Raw genomic sequence first — 16,179 nt, 5'->3', positions numbered from 1 at the left:
GTATTGTTATGCTTCGTTGGTATTCCTAACCTTAACATGATAGAATACATTCGGTTGTGTTCCCACATGCTCCAATAAATGGTACATACGATCACTTTCTTTCAATTCGGCAACTTTACTCTTATCATCGTTTATATCTCCAAAGACAATTGCTCCGTTACCGCAGGCAGATGAACATGCCGTTTGGAATTCTCCATCCTCTATTACCCTTCCATCCCTTTTGGCATCTAAAATGGTCTTTTGTGTTTTTTGAATACACATAGAACATTTCTCAATAACACCTCTAGAACGAACATTAACATCTGGGTTCAATACCATTTTACCCAAATCATTGTTCATATGGAAATCGAACTCATCGTTATTGTTATATAGGAACCAGTTAAAACGCCTTACTTTATAAGGGCAGTTGTTTGCACAATACCTTGTACCCACACATCTATTATATGCCATTTGATTCTGACCCTGACGACCGTGTGAAGTTGCCGCAACAGGACAAACGGTTTCACATGGAGCGTGGTTACAGTGTTGACACATTACGGGCTGAAAAGCAACCTGCGGATTAGCCGAAGGATCTTCCAACTCTCCAAATCCTCCTAAGGAACCGTTATCACCAGACAATCCATCAAATCCGTTTTTCTTAGCATCATCTTGCTCAAACGTCTCTTCTGAAGAGTAGTACCTGTCGATACGCAACCAATGCATATCCCTTGACTTCCGTACTTCTTGCTTACCAACTACAGGAACGTTGTTCTCTGCGTGACAAGCAATAACACAAGCCCCACATCCCGTACAAGCATTTAAATCGATGGACATATTAAAGTGATGCCCGATAGAACGGTCAAAACTATCCCATAAATCCACGGAAGTTGCCGGTACTTCTTGGTGGTTTAAAGACACTTGAGGAACATGATTCCATTCCGCATGGTCTTTAGTATTGAATATTTCCAAGGTAGTTTCCTTGATAATATCACCTCTACCCATAAGGGTTTTATGCAATTGTATACATGCAAACTCGTGGTCGTCCACACCAGTAACCTTTTCAATCTTAACGGACTGATTAGCACTGAAGCCATCGTACAATGCAAAGGCATTAACACCTGTTTGCATTTCCTCCTTCATACCTACCTTCTTTCCATAACCAAAAGAAAGCCCAGCAGTTCCTTTTGCCTGGCCCGGTTGCACCACTACTGGCACCTTGTTCAATGTTGCTCCGCCAACAGAAATATTGACGTAACTACCATTCATACCACCGTTTGCCTCGTTAACGTTCTCCAATCCCATTGCTTCTGCATCGGCTTTGGAAACGGTTACGTAATTATCCCAAGAAACTCTGGTAATCGGATCAGGGAATTCCTGCAACCAAGGATTATTGGCCTGCTGACCATCACCCATACCCACCTTAGAATAAAGTGTAAGCTCCATTCCTTCTCCGGCAGCATTTGCAAGGCTGCGCAAAGCAGAAGCAATTGGTAGTGCGGAAACCGTTTCAGCATTTTCAACATCCTCGCTTTCGGTAACCGTGCTATCAGCATCGACCATCATAGTCGAAGCACTGAAAACACCATCCTGAAGCGTTTGACTCCATTCGGAAGTTCCTAAGATACCTCCCGTCCAAGTTTCCTTTATATAATCATAATATGTTTTATCACTACCTAACCAACCTAAAACAGCCGACTGAAATTGCTTGGTATCAAACAACTCCTGTATCGTAGGTTGCATCAAACTATAATGACCTCTCTTTATTTCAACATCACCCCAAGATTCGAGGTAATGGCTAGAAGCTGCAACATACTGCACCGCTTCTGTAGTTTCATTCCAATTGGTTGAAAAAGCGACGGTCAAATCTACCTTTTCAAGACCTTCTTTAAAATCAGCGGCATTGGGCAAGGAATACATAGGATTAACACCATCCATAATCAAAGCTCCAACTCTACCTGACTTCATATCGGTAATTAAAGCGTTCAGCGCCTTTACACTTCCTTGTCTTACCAATTTCGGAGCAACAGGGTCAAAAGCCTTGCTACCCAACATTTCATTTATGGCCAAAACAACGGTTTGTGCATTTACATCATCCAAACCAGTTACAACTACTGCATTAGCGCCCGCCTTTCTGATTTCTCCCGCTATCTGATCAACAACAGCATCATAATCGGAGGTATTACCACCAACAGAGGTTCCGTTAAGCTTCCCATATAATTTGGCAAGAACAACTTTCTGAGCTGAAGGCGTCAAAGGAACCCTTTTATCAGCGTTGGCACCCGTCAATGACATATTCGCCTCTAATTGTACGTGCCTGGACATCTTACCCTTCTTAGGAACTCTACCCTTGGAATACGCACCATCATATCCACCACCTTGCCAATCGGACAAGAAATCCGCACAAAAAGAAACAATCAATCCAGCCTTTTCGAAATCGTAATCGGCCAGAGCGCGTTCCCCATATTTATTTTCAAAAGCAGTTAAAGCAGCATCCTCGGATATGGCATCGTAAGTTACGTGATGCACATTTTCGTTAGCAGTTTTCAAATCACTCATCAATCTGTCCGTAGAAGGACTTGCGTATGTCTGTGTTAAAAAGGCAATCTTTTTAGAAGACCCTTTTAAACTTCCCATTTTTGTTTTAACGGCAGCGTTTAACGCATCCCATTCAACAGGCTCACCATTGGCCAGAGGACCTTGCAATCTTGTACTATCGTATAAAGAAAGAACAGACGCCTGCACTCTTGCATTAGCTGCACCTCCAACCTTTGCCAAGGTATTGTTCTCTACCTTGATAGGACGCCCTTCTCTAGTTTTTATTAAAATACTGGCAAAATCAAAACCATTAGCAATCGAGGTTGCATAGTAATTGGCAACACCGGGCACAATGTTTTCTGGCTGTACCACATAAGGTATCGACTTAATGACCGGTCCCTCGCATGCCGCCAAAGAAGCTGCAGCTGTACTAAAACCAACGTACTTGAGAAAATCCCTTCGATTTGTATTTGTTGTGGATAAATTTTCTTTATCCCCCAAGAAATCGTCAACAGGAATTGGCTCTACAAATTCGTTTTGCTTTAGCGCCTCAACAATGGAATCGTTAGGATTTAACTCCGCCTCGTTCTTCCAATATTTTTTGTTTGATGCCATACGTAATATCTGTAATTAGCTTCTTAAATAATTATTAATAGTGACACTTTCCACATTCCAAACCACCCATCTGAGCAGCCGTTAAATTCTCAACACCATACTTTTTGGAAAGTTCCGCATGAATTTTCTCGTAATACTCATTACCCTCGACCTTCACATTGGTTTCTCGGTGACAATTAATACACCAACCCATTGTCAATGGAGAGTACTGGTACATAATTTCCATTTCCTCGACAGGACCATGACAAGTTTGACAATCTACTCCGGCAACGGAAACATGCTGCGAGTGATTGAAATAAGCAAAATCCGGAAGGTTGTGAATACGAATCCATTCTATAGGCTGTGTCTCACCAGTGTATTTTTGATTCTCCTCATCCCATCCTACGGCCTTGTACAATTTCTTGATTTCCTTGGTATAAAACTCGTTGGTATACCCATTAGCCAAATCCTCTTGCGTAGGACCTTCTGGATTACCCTTGTACTCGTATATGGACTTATGACAATTCATACAAACATTCATGGCCGGAATGCCAGAATGTTTTGACACTCGAGCCGAAGAGTGACAATACTTACACTCAATCTTATTATCACCGGCGTGAATTTTATGGGAATAGTGAATAGGCTGTATAGGAGCATAACCTTGGTCCACGCCCACCTGCATCATCCAACCATATGCAAAATAAGCACTACCCAACAATAAGAATATCACCGAAACCAAAACTAAAAATTGATTCTGAGCGAAAGCCTTCCAAATGGGGGTGCGTTGCTGCGCTTTTTCTTTTTCGACCGTAATACCATTGGCCTCTGCGATACGCGTCAAAGTCTTGTTTACCAAAACCAACATCACTACCAACAGTCCAAAAACTAAAACCAAAGCCCCTAGAATGAGCTCGTTGGATATTCCTGAGTTAGTGTTAGCGGGAGTTATTGAAGCAAAATCCCCTGCTGCCGGACCCTGAGGTGCAGGTGCAGGAGCGGCCGTGTATGCCAAAATATTATCAATATCGGCATTGGAAAGTGTAGGAAAGGCGGTCATTGCCGCTTGATTGTATTCCGCATATATTTTATTGGCATATGCGTCCCCGGATTTAATCATTCCTGGGCTATTTTTTATCCAGCGGTACAGCCATTCCTTATCCAATCCTTCTTCCTCGTACAAACGTGTTTCTACGTTTGCCAGAGCGGGACCGGTCATTTTTCTATTCAGTGCGTGACAAGCAGCACAATTTTGATTGAACAATGCTTTTCCTGCAACAGCATCACCACTAGATTCTTCCACAGCCTCCGCCTCAACAACAGCTTCGTCTTGAGCGATTATCGAGTTTGAAAAAAATAGCAGGACTACTAAGCTGAAACCTAAAACTTTAGAAAACTGATTGCGGTATAGAACCTTTTTCATATATAGAATATTTCAATCGGAATCTTGGCATGATTTTAGTCGGTACACTTACAAATTTACTGTAAATAGGTGCCTTGATCGAGCACAAAAATACGACACAGAATTTATTTTAAAAAATGTTAATAGAGTTATAATTTCTAATTTATAATTGTTCTAAATAAATGAAAAAACTAATACATTACACCTTAAAAAAATTACATTTGTACACCTAGTTTAAACACAAATGAAATTGTAATGAAAAAAAATATTCTTTGGCTGCTTATGCTTGGTGCAGTGCTATGCTTACATGGTCAACAGGGCGAGTTAAACATAAAACAGGACGAACAGATCACTAAACTCTTAGAAATCTATAAATCTGCATTAAAGAACAATGAATACTACAGGGTGCAAATTGGTTTTAGCACCAATGATGCAACGGCACAATCCCTTAAATCTAACGCTGAAATAGATTTCCCTAACCTCCCTTCTCGGATAGATTTTGCCTCCCCTACCTATAGGGTTAGAATTGGTAGGTTCAAGACAAAATTAGAGGCGGAAAGAATGTACAATAAGATTAGGGTCAAGTATCCTAATGCCATGCTTTTAGAACCAAAAAAATCGACTAAATAGGCCGATTTTTTTTTATCCATATCTAAAATTTTTACTTGGATTTTAGTTTCTTTTTTACGGCCACTTCTTGAAAAGCTTCCACGACATCGCCGATTTGAATATCATTATAATTTTTGATCTGAAGACCACAATCATAACCTTTGGAAACCTCCTTGACATCATCTTTGAATCGCTTTAATGAAGCGAACTCTCCCGTATAAATAACCACACCATCGCGTATTAAACGTATACTGGAATTACGGAACAATTTACCATTGGTAACCATACAACCTGCAATGGTTCCGATTTTAGAAATCTTGAACGTTTCCCGTATTTCCGCCGTACCGGTAATCTCTTCCTTCATTTCTGGAGAAAGCATACCTTCCATGGCATCTTTAAGGTCATTGATGGCATCATAAATAATGGAGTACATACGGATATCTATTTCCTCTTTCTCCGCTATGGCCTTAGCATTACCCATTGGCCTTACGTTAAATCCGATAATTACCGCATCTGAGGCAGATGCCAATAATACATCCGACTCCGTTATAGGTCCAACGGCTTTATAAATGATATTAACCTGAATCTCGTCTGTAGATAGTTTTTGGAAAGAATCTGTAAGCGCTTCAACAGAGCCATCCACATCACCTTTCAATATGATGTTAAGCTCTTTGAATTCTCCTAAAGCAATACGTCTTCCTATCTCATCTAGCGTAATATGACGTTGTGTTCTAACAGATTGTTCGCGTTGCAATTGCGACCTTCTGGCTGCAATCTGCTTGGCCTCACGTTCATCCTCTAAAACATAGAACTTATCGCCTGCTTGTGGCGCACTGTCCAATCCAAGAATGGATATAGGCCTGGATGGACCCACCTCTGTTACGTTTTTTCCACGCTCGTCCTGCATCGCCTTTACCTTACCACTAGTAGTACCGGCCAAAACGTAATCCCCAATTTTAAGGGTACCTGCCTGTACTAGAATTGTAGAGACGTAACCTTTACCCTTATCAAGAAATGCCTCAACTACAGTGCCGGTAGCCGACTTGTCCGGATTGGCCTTAAGCTCTAACAATTCTGCTTCCAACAGCACTTTCTCTAACAATTCCTTTACCCCATCCCCAGTTTTGGCAGAAATATCATGGGACTGAATTTTACCTCCCCAATCCTCTACCAAAAGATTCATTTGGGCAAGACCTTCTTTTATCTTATCAGGATTAGCCGTTGGTCTATCAATTTTGTTGATAGCAAAAACCAAGGGAACACCTGCCGCTTGCGCATGACTAATGGCTTCCTTTGTTTGGGGCATTATATCATCATCCGCCGCAATTACGATGATGGCAATATCCGTTACTTGAGCACCTCTTGCACGCATGGCGGTAAATGCTTCGTGACCGGGAGTATCCAAGAAAGAAATCCGTTCACCGTTTTCAAGAGTAACGCCATAAGCCCCAATATGTTGGGTTATACCACCACTCTCACCAGCTATTACGTTCTCTTTTCTAATATAATCTAACAAAGAGGTTTTACCATGATCCACATGTCCCATAACGGTAACAATAGGAGCCCTAGGCTCCAAATCTTCAGGAGCATCCTCTTCTTCTACAATACTTTCTTCAATATCCGCAGTTACGAAATCCACTTCATAACCAAACTCCTCTGCCACTATGGATAAGGTTTCAGCATCCAAACGCTGATTCATGGTTACCATTATCCCTAAGGACATACAGGCAGAAATGATTTCCGTTGTAGAAACATCCATCATTGTAGCAACCTCGCTTGCAGTAACAAACTCGGTTACCTTAAGCACTTTACTCTCTAGTTCCTGTTGTTCTAAGTCTTTTTCTGTCTGCTCTCTATGCTGATCCCTCTTACTTCTTCTATATTTTGCTCCCTTACCTTTCTTGGACTTACCTTGAAGCTTTTCTAGCGTTTCACGTACTTGTTTTTGCACATCCTCCTCAGATGGCTCCACCTTATTAACGGTTGCAAAACGCTTATTTCCTTTTCTGTCTCCGCCTGAATTTCTGGCACCAGCTCCTGAGCGAGAAGTATTCTTAGTTACTATACGTCTTCTACGCTTCTTACGGTCCGTATTTCCAGAAGATTTTTCGTCTTCTTTCTTCTTCTTCGGTTTCTGAAATTTAGTAAGGTCAATTTTATCTCCGGTAATCTTTGGACCGGAAAGTTTCTGATATTGTGTCTCTATGGTTTCCTTATCATCCGCACCCTCTTCGACTGTCTTTTCCGTGCTATCTTCCTTAGTCTTAGGCTCAGCTTTCTCGGTCGCCTCTTTCTTCTTTACAGGCTTTTCCTTAGCGGATTCGGCAACTGGAGCGGCTGCTATCTTAACTTCTTCCTTGGGAGCTTCCTTAACCTCTGGAGCTTCTTCCTTGTTCTTCTTAGGATTCAAGTCAATTTTACCGACTGTTTTAGGGCCAGCTAACTCCGCTTTCGCCTTAATGATTTTTTCGCTAGAGGCATTCCTCTTTTCACGGGCTAGCCTACGCTCTTCTTGCTCTTGTTCTAACTGAACCCGTATGGCCTCTTTCTCCTTGCGCTTCTCTTCTCCAACCTCTTTAGACGCAACTTTTTTGCTCATATCGGTCTGGAACTCATCAAGTAGCACTTGATAAACTTCATTAGATATTTTTGTGGTAGGTCTTGCCTCCACATCATGTCCTTTACTGCTAAGAAAGTCCACTGCCCTATCCAAAGAAATATTAAGTTCTCGAAGAACTTTATTAAGCCTTATTGTTGCATTTTCTGCCATAAATACTGATTCCCGTTCTTTATTCTTTTGCTAATATATAGCTAATCTTCTAATTCTTCTTTTAGGATGCGAACAACTTCCTGTATGGTCTCTTCCTCTAAATCCGTACGCTTGACTAAATCATTGATATCTTGCTCCAATACACTTCTAGCCGTATCCATTCCAATTTTCTTGAATTCTTCGATGATCCAACCATCGATTTCATCTGAAAACTCTATCAGTTCTACATCCTCTTCAACACCTTCCCTGAACACATCTATTTCATATCCCGTTAGTTGACCTGCAAGACGGATATTATGACCTCCTCTACCTATTGCCTTGGAGACCTCTTCTGGCTTAAGATAAACCTGAGCGGTCATTTTTTCGTCATTTAATTTTACCGTTGACACCCTTGCCGGACTTAATGCCCTAGTTACCAATAATTGCGGATTTGAAGTCCAGTTGATAACGTCTATATTTTCATTGCCCAGTTCTCGGACAATACCATGTATACGACTTCCTTTCATCCCCACACAAGCTCCAACAGGATCAATACGATCGTCATAAGAATCAACGGCCACTTTTGCCTTCTCTCCTGGGATACGCACCGCTTTCTTAATGGTGATTAAACCGTCGAAAACCTCAGGTATTTCCTGGAAGAACAATTGCTCCAAGAATATGGGCGAGCTTCGGGACATGATAATCGTCGGCTTTGCACCTTTGAGCTCTACACTTTCTATGATACCTCTAACGTTATCTCCTTTTCGGAAAAAATCCGATGGTATTTGTCTATCCTTCGGAAGAATAATTTCATTACCCTCATCATCGAGAAGTATAACCGCTTTATGTCTAATATGATGTACCTCAGCAGTATAAATCTCACCTTCTAAATCCTTAAACTGCTTATATATTGTAGTATTATCGTGCTCATGGATCTTAGAGATCAAATTTTGCCTTAAGGCCAATATGGCTCTTCTTCCCAAGTCAATTAATTTCACCTCCTCGGACACATCTTCCCCAACCTCAAAATCTGGCTCAATTTTCCTCGCTTCACTAAGGGAAATCTCTTCATTGGGCTCCTCTACCTCTCCATCTTCTACTACAATACGGTTACGCCAAATTTCCAAATCTCCTTTGTCTGGATTTATAATGATATCAAAATTATCATCCGAACCAAACTTCTTTTTTAAGGCGTTTCTGAAAACATCTTCCAAAATTGCCATAAGCGTTACCCGGTCTATGAATTTATCATCCTTGAACTCAGAGAAAGATTCTATTAACGCAATATTTTCCATTTGTTACTACAATTAAAATTTTAATTTAACTTTTGCTTTCCTTATTTCAGAAAAGTTCAACTCTTTTTTCTTTTGGACCGTAACCTTGCCTTTACCAATGGGTTTGGGCTCTCTTGCTTTCCATTCTAGTACAATATGCTCTTCATCTGCAAAAGTAAGGTTTCCCTCAAATTCGCCTTCATCCGTCAGCACCTCTAATTTTCTGCCAACATTCTTCTTATACTGCCTTGGCATTATTAATTCTGCAGTGGCCCCGGCCGAAGCAACTTCTAGTGCAAAATCCTGCTCCTCCCTATCCAAATTATGTTCTATGGCCCTACTTATCTTTATACAATCCTTTACAGTTACACCCTCGTCTCCATCAATGATAACCTTAATCTTATTGTCGGATGAAATCGTAAAATCGATTAAGAACAATGACTCATCTTCCTCCAATCCGGCATCCAAAAGTTCCTTAACCCTTGTCTTTAACATAAAACCAAGTAATAAAAGAGGGGACAAATTGTCCCCTCATGAATACTAATATCCTTTCAGTGATGCAAATATACAATAATCTTTGTTTTTCACAAGAGCTTATGCGGCTACAATCAAACGATTTAGGATTAAAATAAGATACCTCTAAAATTAAAGGAGCTAAGAACGGAAGCTTTGGCCAATTAATGTTAATTTTAAATGATATAAACAACTAACCTTTTTGGAAATGGATTTACTTTCATCCTACAATTTAATTATTGAAGCTTCTATCATAATTATTCTCTCATTTTGGTTTAACGGTATTTCTAAAAAGACCAACATCCCATCTGTGTTGATGCTCATTGTTTTGGGCATTATACTTCAGTATGTTTTAAAATATTTTGTTCCAGAGACCCTAGATTTTTCCGGCGGCCTGGAATTACTGGGCATCGTTGGGCTTATCATGATCGTTCTGGAGGCCGCATTAGAACTGGAACTGAAAAGAGAGAAACTTGTGCCTATTCTAAAATCTATGGCCATTGCGCTAATTGGTCTGGTTGGTTCTGCGTGGGTAGCTGCACTTATCCTATTTCAGTTTATCCCTGAAATGTCCATGCAATCGGCCTGGCTTTATGCTACTCCTTTATCCATTCTTTCAAGCGCTATTATCATCCCAAGTGTAAGTGGCCTGTCTGAAGCTAAAAAAGAATTTCATATTTATGAAAGTACTTTTTCCGACATCATGGGCATCATGATGTTCTATTATCTTATTGGTGGACTCAATCCGGCAGAAGATGCAGGAGCTACAGGATTTGCAGGAAACCTTATACTTACTATCGTTATCGGATTGGTGGCCAGCTATGCCATAATTCTCATTTTTCAACAGATTAAGAGTCAAGCCAAATTATTTTTATTAATTGCTGTACTCCTACTGCTCTATGCTATTGGAAAAAAATTCCATCTATCATCTCTAATTATCATATTGATATTTGGTCTCGTTATCGCAAATGTGAAGCTTTTCTTTCCGGGAAAGATGGCGGTTTTCCTCGAAAACGAAAAGCTCAACCAAATTTATCATGAGCTTCATATCATAACTTTAGAGACCGCCTTTGTAGTGCGCACCTTTTTCTTCGTCGTTTTTGGATTGAGCATAGCGATCACCTCGCTGTTTAGTTTAAACGTAGCACTTATAAGCCTATTGATCGTAGTTTCAATTTACGCCATACGGTTTTTAATCCTTAAAGTGTTTGTAGGCAAGGATATTCTTCCGCAACTTTTTGTAGCACCAAGGGGTTTGATTACCGTACTTCTTTTCTATGCGATTCCCGTTGAGGCACAAGTTGAAAATTTCGAATCTGGTATTCTTTTGTTCGTTATCATCGCTACTAGTTTGGTTATGACATGGGCCATGATAAAAGACAAGAAAAAAATGAGTACGCTATTAGACGAAATAGACGAAGAATATAAGGATAGGAATGAAGCCGAGGATATTCTTAGGGAAAAGAAGGAAAGCGATTTAATTGAGAAACACGAGAGCAATTCAGAATCAACGGAAGAAACAGAAGGGACCTAATAGCACCTTTGCTCGGACCAAGCTATTATTTCTCTAATGCCGTAGTACCTAACAGCAAGCTCGCTTCCTGCGCGTCCGTCGAGTTCATACTATCCATTTCTTTTCTAAAGCGCAGTATCATCAGGGTGTCCAATTGATTGTTGATGCTATCTTGCATCATTTTCCAATTAGCAGCATTCATCTTTTTATTGTATTCCGTAATCTTATTGAATCTTGCCAAATTGTATCGGTTGGCTTTCCATGCATGGTCCGTACTCTTTTGATGTTGTAAATCTTGTAGATATATACCAACGCCGAAACCTAACAAAAGAAGTACGATGATTACTTTAAAATGCTTAGCGGTTAATTTCATAGTTATTAGCTCTAATTAAACGGGGGTAAAACTAACAGAGACGGAGAAGAATCATGTCCTATTTTGACAAAATCCTTAGCTCAATCATGATCGAATATACAAAATAGAAAATAGCCGCCTAAAAAATAAACGTTGACAGGCCTATAAAACACCACGAAACTCAATTTGACGCCTAGTCACAGAAACTATTATAAAAATCCACAATAGCCCCCAACTTATTATGTTTGTACTTGCCAGATTTAATTCTTTCGACCAAGCTAGGACAGTCCCTAAAATAATATGCCCCCATCTGCTTAAAACTAGCTCCGGTGGATTGATCCTTAAAATACCTGGCCATGGTCTCATTGGAACGTTTAACGCAAAGGTCTTTGACTACAGCTACTTTTTTATAGGATAGATTTAAGGTAACAGAAACCGCACCAATACCACCCAGTGGCAGACCAGACCCCGATGTAACCCAACCTTCTGTCAGGTACGAAAATTTATAGAGGTTCATACTCCCCTCAATGAGCAATTCAGCCAATTTTGTGGTACCTTGATTTACGACCTGTATGTATTCATAGGTAACACGCTCGCCGTTTTTGAACATTTCAATTTTTTCAATTTCGGGATATGTATAAACGATGGGGTCTTTACCGTTGGACTTAACAAATTCCAATCCCCTACCGTAGTCCACAAATCTTGCCATACCCTCCACTACCGTACTATCTTTAAGCAACAATTTTGTAGGTATTTTTTGTGCATTTACAACGCATAAGGGAAAACAGAGAACAATAACGAAGCAAATTAGTTTATTTATCACTTTGAATAAGGTTTTTGATAATTGCTCAAAATAAAAAATCCCGATACTATTGGCATCAGGATTTAAAACTTGGTTGGACCACAAGGACTCCCTTCGACCCCGCTCAGGACAGGCTTCTTGGCATAAATCTGTTCCTAAAAAATAAATCCCGACAACAAAAAGAGGTCGGGATTCAATTTAAACTTGGTTGGCCCACAAGGACTCGAACCTTGAATGACGGTACCAAAAACCGGAGTGTTGCCAATTACACCATGGGCCAATCTCTTCTTACTACATTGTTTTAGTAATCGAGGGTGCAAATTTAAAACAAAGTTTGGTTTCGCCAAACATTTTTCGGAACAATAATCTAAAAATAGCTGAAGATAACGCTGTTAAAGGTTTATAAAAATTGTGCTTAGGTATCTATTTTAATTAGTAAATTCGCCCCACAGCTTTAACCACGGTTACATGTTTTCAAAGAACTTCCAGAAATGGGACACCTTATTAGGGTGGACAGCATTTTTTATCGCTTTAATCACTTATTTCATAACCGTTGAACCTACCAATAGTTTTTGGGATGCTGGAGAATATATAGCTACCGCAGCAAAACTTCAGGTAGGCCACCCGCCAGGAGCCCCGTTACTACAGATGATCGGTGCTTTTTTCTCCATGTTTGCATTGAAACCGAACCAAGTTGCCATGATGGTGAATTTGGTCTCAGGTGTTTCAAGCGCATTTACCATTTTATTCATGTTCTGGACCATTACCAATCTTACCAGAAAGTTGATGGAAAAAGACGAAAAACTTACCAACAGTAAAGCCATAGCCGTATTAGGAAGTGGCCTTATTGGCTCATTGGCATTTACATATTCCGATAGTTTTTGGTTCAACGCCGTAGAAACCGAGGTTTACGCCATGGCCAGCTTTATTATGGCCTTACTACTCTGGCTAGGCCTGAAATGGACGGACAATTTAGAGGACCCACGTGGGAATAGATGGATCATATTGATTTCCTTTGTCATAGGGCTCACCTTTGGAATACAGTTTATGGGCTTCTTGGCCATCCCTTCCGTAGGTCTGTTATATTATTTTAAAACCTATAAAAAAACGACGGTAAAAAACTTTTTATTGGCCAATTTAAGTGTCATTGCCATCTTAATGCTGGTCTACAAGTTCTCTTTGACCTATGTTTTAAAACTTTTTGGGTGGGGAGAAGTTTTCTTTATCAACAGTATTGGGCTTCCTTTTAACTCTGGGTCCATAATTATTGGACTGCTGTTTATTGCAGCCTTCTATTTTGGATTGAACTATACACGAAAAAACGGCTACCGCACGGCAAACACCATTGTTTTGTGCATGATGTTCCTTTTTCTAGGATTTTCTTCCTGGTTAATGTTACCGATAAGAGCCAATGCCAATGTCGTGATTAACGAGAACAACCCAGAAGACGCCAGAGCTCTATTGGCTTATTACAACAGAGAACAGTATCCTGGAGTGGACAGCCCTATATATGGCGCCTATTATTCCGACCTTTTTGCTGAACCTGGTGAGGACAGGGACGGTAAACCGAAATATGAAAAAGATTACACCTTAGGAAAATACATCATAGTAAATAAGTACATTAATTCCGAACAGGGTTCCAATCCAGAACACGAGGGGCTTTTTCCAAGGATGTGGAGCACACAGCACGCCGAGAACTATATGCAATATTTTGGTCCGCTGGACTTTAGGATGACGCAATCCAGTCCTGAGCTGCTTGAAGCCGTTAATCAGGTGAAATCGGGTTTTGCCAATGGTGAAATTGATGCAGACCAGTACATTAGCTTCCTTAAGCGATTTGACGATTATATAGAGGTAGAACCACCATCTATCTGGGATAATATCAAATACATGGTAGAATTTCAATTCAACTACATGTACTTGCGCTATTTCATGTGGAATTTTGTAGGAAAACAAAATGATATTCAAGGACGTTATAATGACAATGGTAATTGGCTAAGCGGAATAAAATTTATTGACAGCTGGCGCCTTGGGAGTCAAGACAATCTTCCTAGTGACATTGAAAACAACAAGGGGCGCAATACCTATTTCTTTTTGCCGCTATTACTGGGCATTATCGGTATCGTTTTTCAGACCTCAAAAAACCCGAAACAATTCTGGGTGCTTCTTATGTTCTTTCTTTTTACGGGACTGGCCATACAGTTTTACACCAATCCTTACATTTTTCAACCCCGTGAACGAGATTACTCCCTAGTAGGTTCTTTCTACGTATTTGCACTTTGGATAGGGATAGGTGTTTACGGTCTTTTTGATGGTTTTAAAGATTGGCTTACTCCAAAAATATTAGCTCCCGTGGTCGTAGTGGTTTGCCTTTTAGCCGTTCCTACGGTTATGGCGGTACAAAATTGGGATGACCACGACCGATCTAGTAGATATACCGCCAATGCATCGGCAAAAGCTTATCTAGATTCCTGCCAGGAAGATGCTGGTGCCATCTTGTTCACCATTGGCGACAACGATACCTTTCCCCTGTGGTATGCACAGGAAATAGAAAATTACAGAACCGACGTGCGTATTGTTTGTACTAGTTTATTTGAAACGGACTGGTATGTAGACCAAATGAAAAAGAAAGCTTATGAAAGTGAAGCCATACCCTCACAGATAGAACACGAGAAATACAGATGGGGCTCTAGAGATGTACTGTACCATCAAGGTATTACTGAAAATAGATGGCCCATAAAGGATTTTATCAACTGGATAGATAGTGACAAGCCAAGGACCAAACTTAAATACTTATTTGAGCAGAATGGCGCTGATTTGAGTCAGTATTCTGAAAGCACGCAAAATATGGTCTTCTATCCTACCAATAAGATAAGGGTTCCCGTAAACAAGAAGAACGCTTTGGAGAGTGGACTTGTTAAGCAGAAAGATTCTGCGCTGATAGTTGATTATATAGATATTGACCTGCCTAGTGTCATTACCAAGAAAAGCATGATGATGTTAGATATCCTTGCCAATAACGATTGGAAGAGACCTTTATATTTCTCTGGAGGAAGCTTTGACAATGCTGAATACCTTTGGATGAAGGATTACCTGCAATTAGATGGACTCGCCTATAAGCTCGTCCCCATACGCACGGAAAGACCCAATTCTTTTGAAATGGGAAGAATTGATACTGACTTAATGTATGATATTGTTACCGGGTGGGACTGGGGCAACTCCGGCAGTTCAGAGATTTATCATGACACACAGACAAGAATACAAAGTGTATCCTATAGAGGTAACCTTGCACGCTTAATGGAAGCGCTTTTAAAAGAAAATAAAATAGACAAGGCAAAAGAAATCATTGAAATTTCATTGACCAATATGCCCGTAGATTATTTTGGATACTACACCCTATTGGAACCATTTGTAGATGGGTACTACAAGGTAGGTGAAACCCAAAAAGCTAGAGCGCTCTTTGATGCCTTGAAAACAAAGTACCAAGAACGTTTGGAGTATTATGCAAGTACAAGTTTGGACGAACAATACAATGATATAGATGATATCATTGCCGATATGGAAGCTTACAGAAGAAATATCGATACTCTAATCGCTAACGATGATCGTGAAGTAGCCGAGAAGGAGACACTTATTTTCAACGAATACATTGATAAGTTTCAGCATTTTTACAAGGATGAGGACAATTTAGAAATCCCGGAGCCTAGCGTAGAACAAAATCCGGATATGGTAGACACCATGCCTATCTCCGATACCATCCAACTAGATAACACGAAAACGGAGTTGTCGAAGGATACGGTCAACATTCAGTAATAACCACCGACTAAAACAGCAGTACCTGATAGATATTGGAATAAAAA

10 protein-coding genes and 1 tRNA gene are annotated in these 16,179 nt (G+C 40.2%); 3 read left to right on the top strand and 8 right to left on the bottom strand.

Features of this window, described 5'->3' with window-relative positions; translation table 11 throughout:
- Nucleotides 1-6: 6 nt before the first annotated feature.
- Together BFP77_RS11485 and BFP77_RS11480 are read right to left on the bottom strand one after the other, a co-directional pair.
- Nucleotides 7-3,129, bottom strand: a complete 3,123-nt coding sequence (locus BFP77_RS11485) for a TAT-variant-translocated molybdopterin oxidoreductase (protein WP_099574164.1) — start codon at nt 3,127-3,129, stop codon at nt 7-9.
- A gap of 34 nt (nt 3,130-3,163) precedes the next feature.
- A complete protein-coding gene (locus BFP77_RS11480; RefSeq protein ID WP_099574163.1) occupies nt 3,164-4,528 on the bottom strand; it encodes a cytochrome c3 family protein in 1,365 nt (454 codons plus the stop codon).
- A 234-nt stretch (nt 4,529-4,762) separates the two neighbouring features.
- On the opposite strand from BFP77_RS11480, the gene BFP77_RS11475 reads away from it, so the two are divergent.
- Entirely contained in the window at nt 4,763-5,137 is a 375-nt protein-coding gene (locus BFP77_RS11475; protein WP_099574162.1) for an SPOR domain-containing protein, read from the top strand.
- 31 nt (nt 5,138-5,168) lie between these two features.
- Here the strand turns inward: BFP77_RS11475 and infB are convergent, their stop codons facing one another.
- From infB to rimP, 3 genes are read right to left on the bottom strand one after another with little or no spacing between them, the layout of a single operon-like run.
- Nucleotides 5,169-7,886 (bottom strand): translation initiation factor IF-2, encoded by a 2,718-nt coding sequence (infB, locus tag BFP77_RS11470; protein WP_099574161.1) that lies wholly within the window; start codon nt 7,884-7,886, stop codon nt 5,169-5,171.
- A gap of 41 nt (nt 7,887-7,927) precedes the next feature.
- Nucleotides 7,928-9,160 carry a transcription termination factor NusA gene (gene nusA, locus BFP77_RS11465; RefSeq protein ID WP_099574160.1) on the bottom strand — a complete coding sequence of 411 codons (1,233 nt, stop codon included), beginning with the start codon at nt 9,158-9,160 and terminating at the stop codon, nt 7,928-7,930.
- Between the two features lie 12 nt (nt 9,161-9,172).
- Entirely contained in the window at nt 9,173-9,634 is a 462-nt protein-coding gene (gene rimP, locus BFP77_RS11460) for a ribosome assembly cofactor RimP (protein WP_099574159.1), read from the bottom strand.
- Nucleotides 9,635-9,860: 226 nt separating this feature from the next.
- On the opposite strand from rimP, the gene BFP77_RS11455 reads away from it, so the two are divergent.
- On the top strand, nt 9,861-11,186 hold the full coding sequence (locus BFP77_RS11455; protein WP_099574158.1) for a cation:proton antiporter domain-containing protein: 1,326 nt from the start codon (nt 9,861-9,863) through the stop codon (nt 11,184-11,186).
- Nucleotides 11,187-11,211: 25 nt separating this feature from the next.
- Here BFP77_RS11455 and BFP77_RS11450 read toward each other — a convergent pair whose 3' ends face one another.
- From BFP77_RS11450 to BFP77_RS11440, 3 genes are all read right to left on the bottom strand, one after another.
- Complete coding sequence (locus BFP77_RS11450; protein WP_099574157.1) at nt 11,212-11,538, bottom strand: hypothetical protein; 327 nt, start codon at nt 11,536-11,538, stop codon at nt 11,212-11,214.
- Between the two features lie 172 nt (nt 11,539-11,710).
- Nucleotides 11,711-12,259 (bottom strand): hypothetical protein, encoded by a 549-nt coding sequence (locus BFP77_RS11445; RefSeq protein WP_143751898.1) that lies wholly within the window; start codon nt 12,257-12,259, stop codon nt 11,711-11,713.
- A gap of 265 nt (nt 12,260-12,524) precedes the next feature.
- A tRNA-Gln gene (locus BFP77_RS11440) sits at nt 12,525-12,599 on the bottom strand.
- Nucleotides 12,600-12,787: 188 nt separating this feature from the next.
- Here BFP77_RS11440 and BFP77_RS11435 point away from each other — a divergent pair.
- Nucleotides 12,788-16,132: a glycosyltransferase family 117 protein gene (locus BFP77_RS11435; protein WP_099574155.1), complete on the top strand. Its 3,345-nt coding sequence runs from the start codon at nt 12,788-12,790 to the stop codon at nt 16,130-16,132.
- Nucleotides 16,133-16,179: the final 47 nt, after the last annotated feature.

The sequence above is a fragment of the Maribacter sp. 4U21 genome (genome assembly GCF_002742365.1).
Lineage (GTDB): Bacteria > Bacteroidota > Bacteroidia > Flavobacteriales > Flavobacteriaceae > Maribacter.
This window is presented reverse-complemented; position numbering and strand designations above follow the sequence as displayed.

Excerpts from the sequence above, each read along its gene's own strand:
- BFP77_RS11485 (WP_099574164.1), bottom strand. The coding sequence starts at position 3,129 with ATGGCATCAAACAAAAAATATTGGAAGAACGAGGCGGAGTTAAATCCT.
- BFP77_RS11480 (WP_099574163.1), bottom strand. The coding sequence starts at position 4,528 with ATGAAAAAGGTTCTATACCGCAATCAGTTTTCTAAAGTTTTAGGTTTC.
- BFP77_RS11475 (WP_099574162.1), top strand. The coding sequence starts at position 4,763 with ATGAAAAAAAATATTCTTTGGCTGCTTATGCTTGGTGCAGTGCTATGC.
- infB (WP_099574161.1), bottom strand. The coding sequence starts at position 7,886 with ATGGCAGAAAATGCAACAATAAGGCTTAATAAAGTTCTTCGAGAACTT.
- nusA (WP_099574160.1), bottom strand. The coding sequence starts at position 9,160 with ATGGAAAATATTGCGTTAATAGAATCTTTCTCTGAGTTCAAGGATGAT.
- rimP (WP_099574159.1), bottom strand. The coding sequence starts at position 9,634 with ATGTTAAAGACAAGGGTTAAGGAACTTTTGGATGCCGGATTGGAGGAA.
- BFP77_RS11455 (WP_099574158.1), top strand. The coding sequence starts at position 9,861 with ATGGATTTACTTTCATCCTACAATTTAATTATTGAAGCTTCTATCATA.
- BFP77_RS11450 (WP_099574157.1), bottom strand. The coding sequence starts at position 11,538 with ATGAAATTAACCGCTAAGCATTTTAAAGTAATCATCGTACTTCTTTTG.
- BFP77_RS11435 (WP_099574155.1), top strand. The coding sequence starts at position 12,788 with ATGTTTTCAAAGAACTTCCAGAAATGGGACACCTTATTAGGGTGGACA.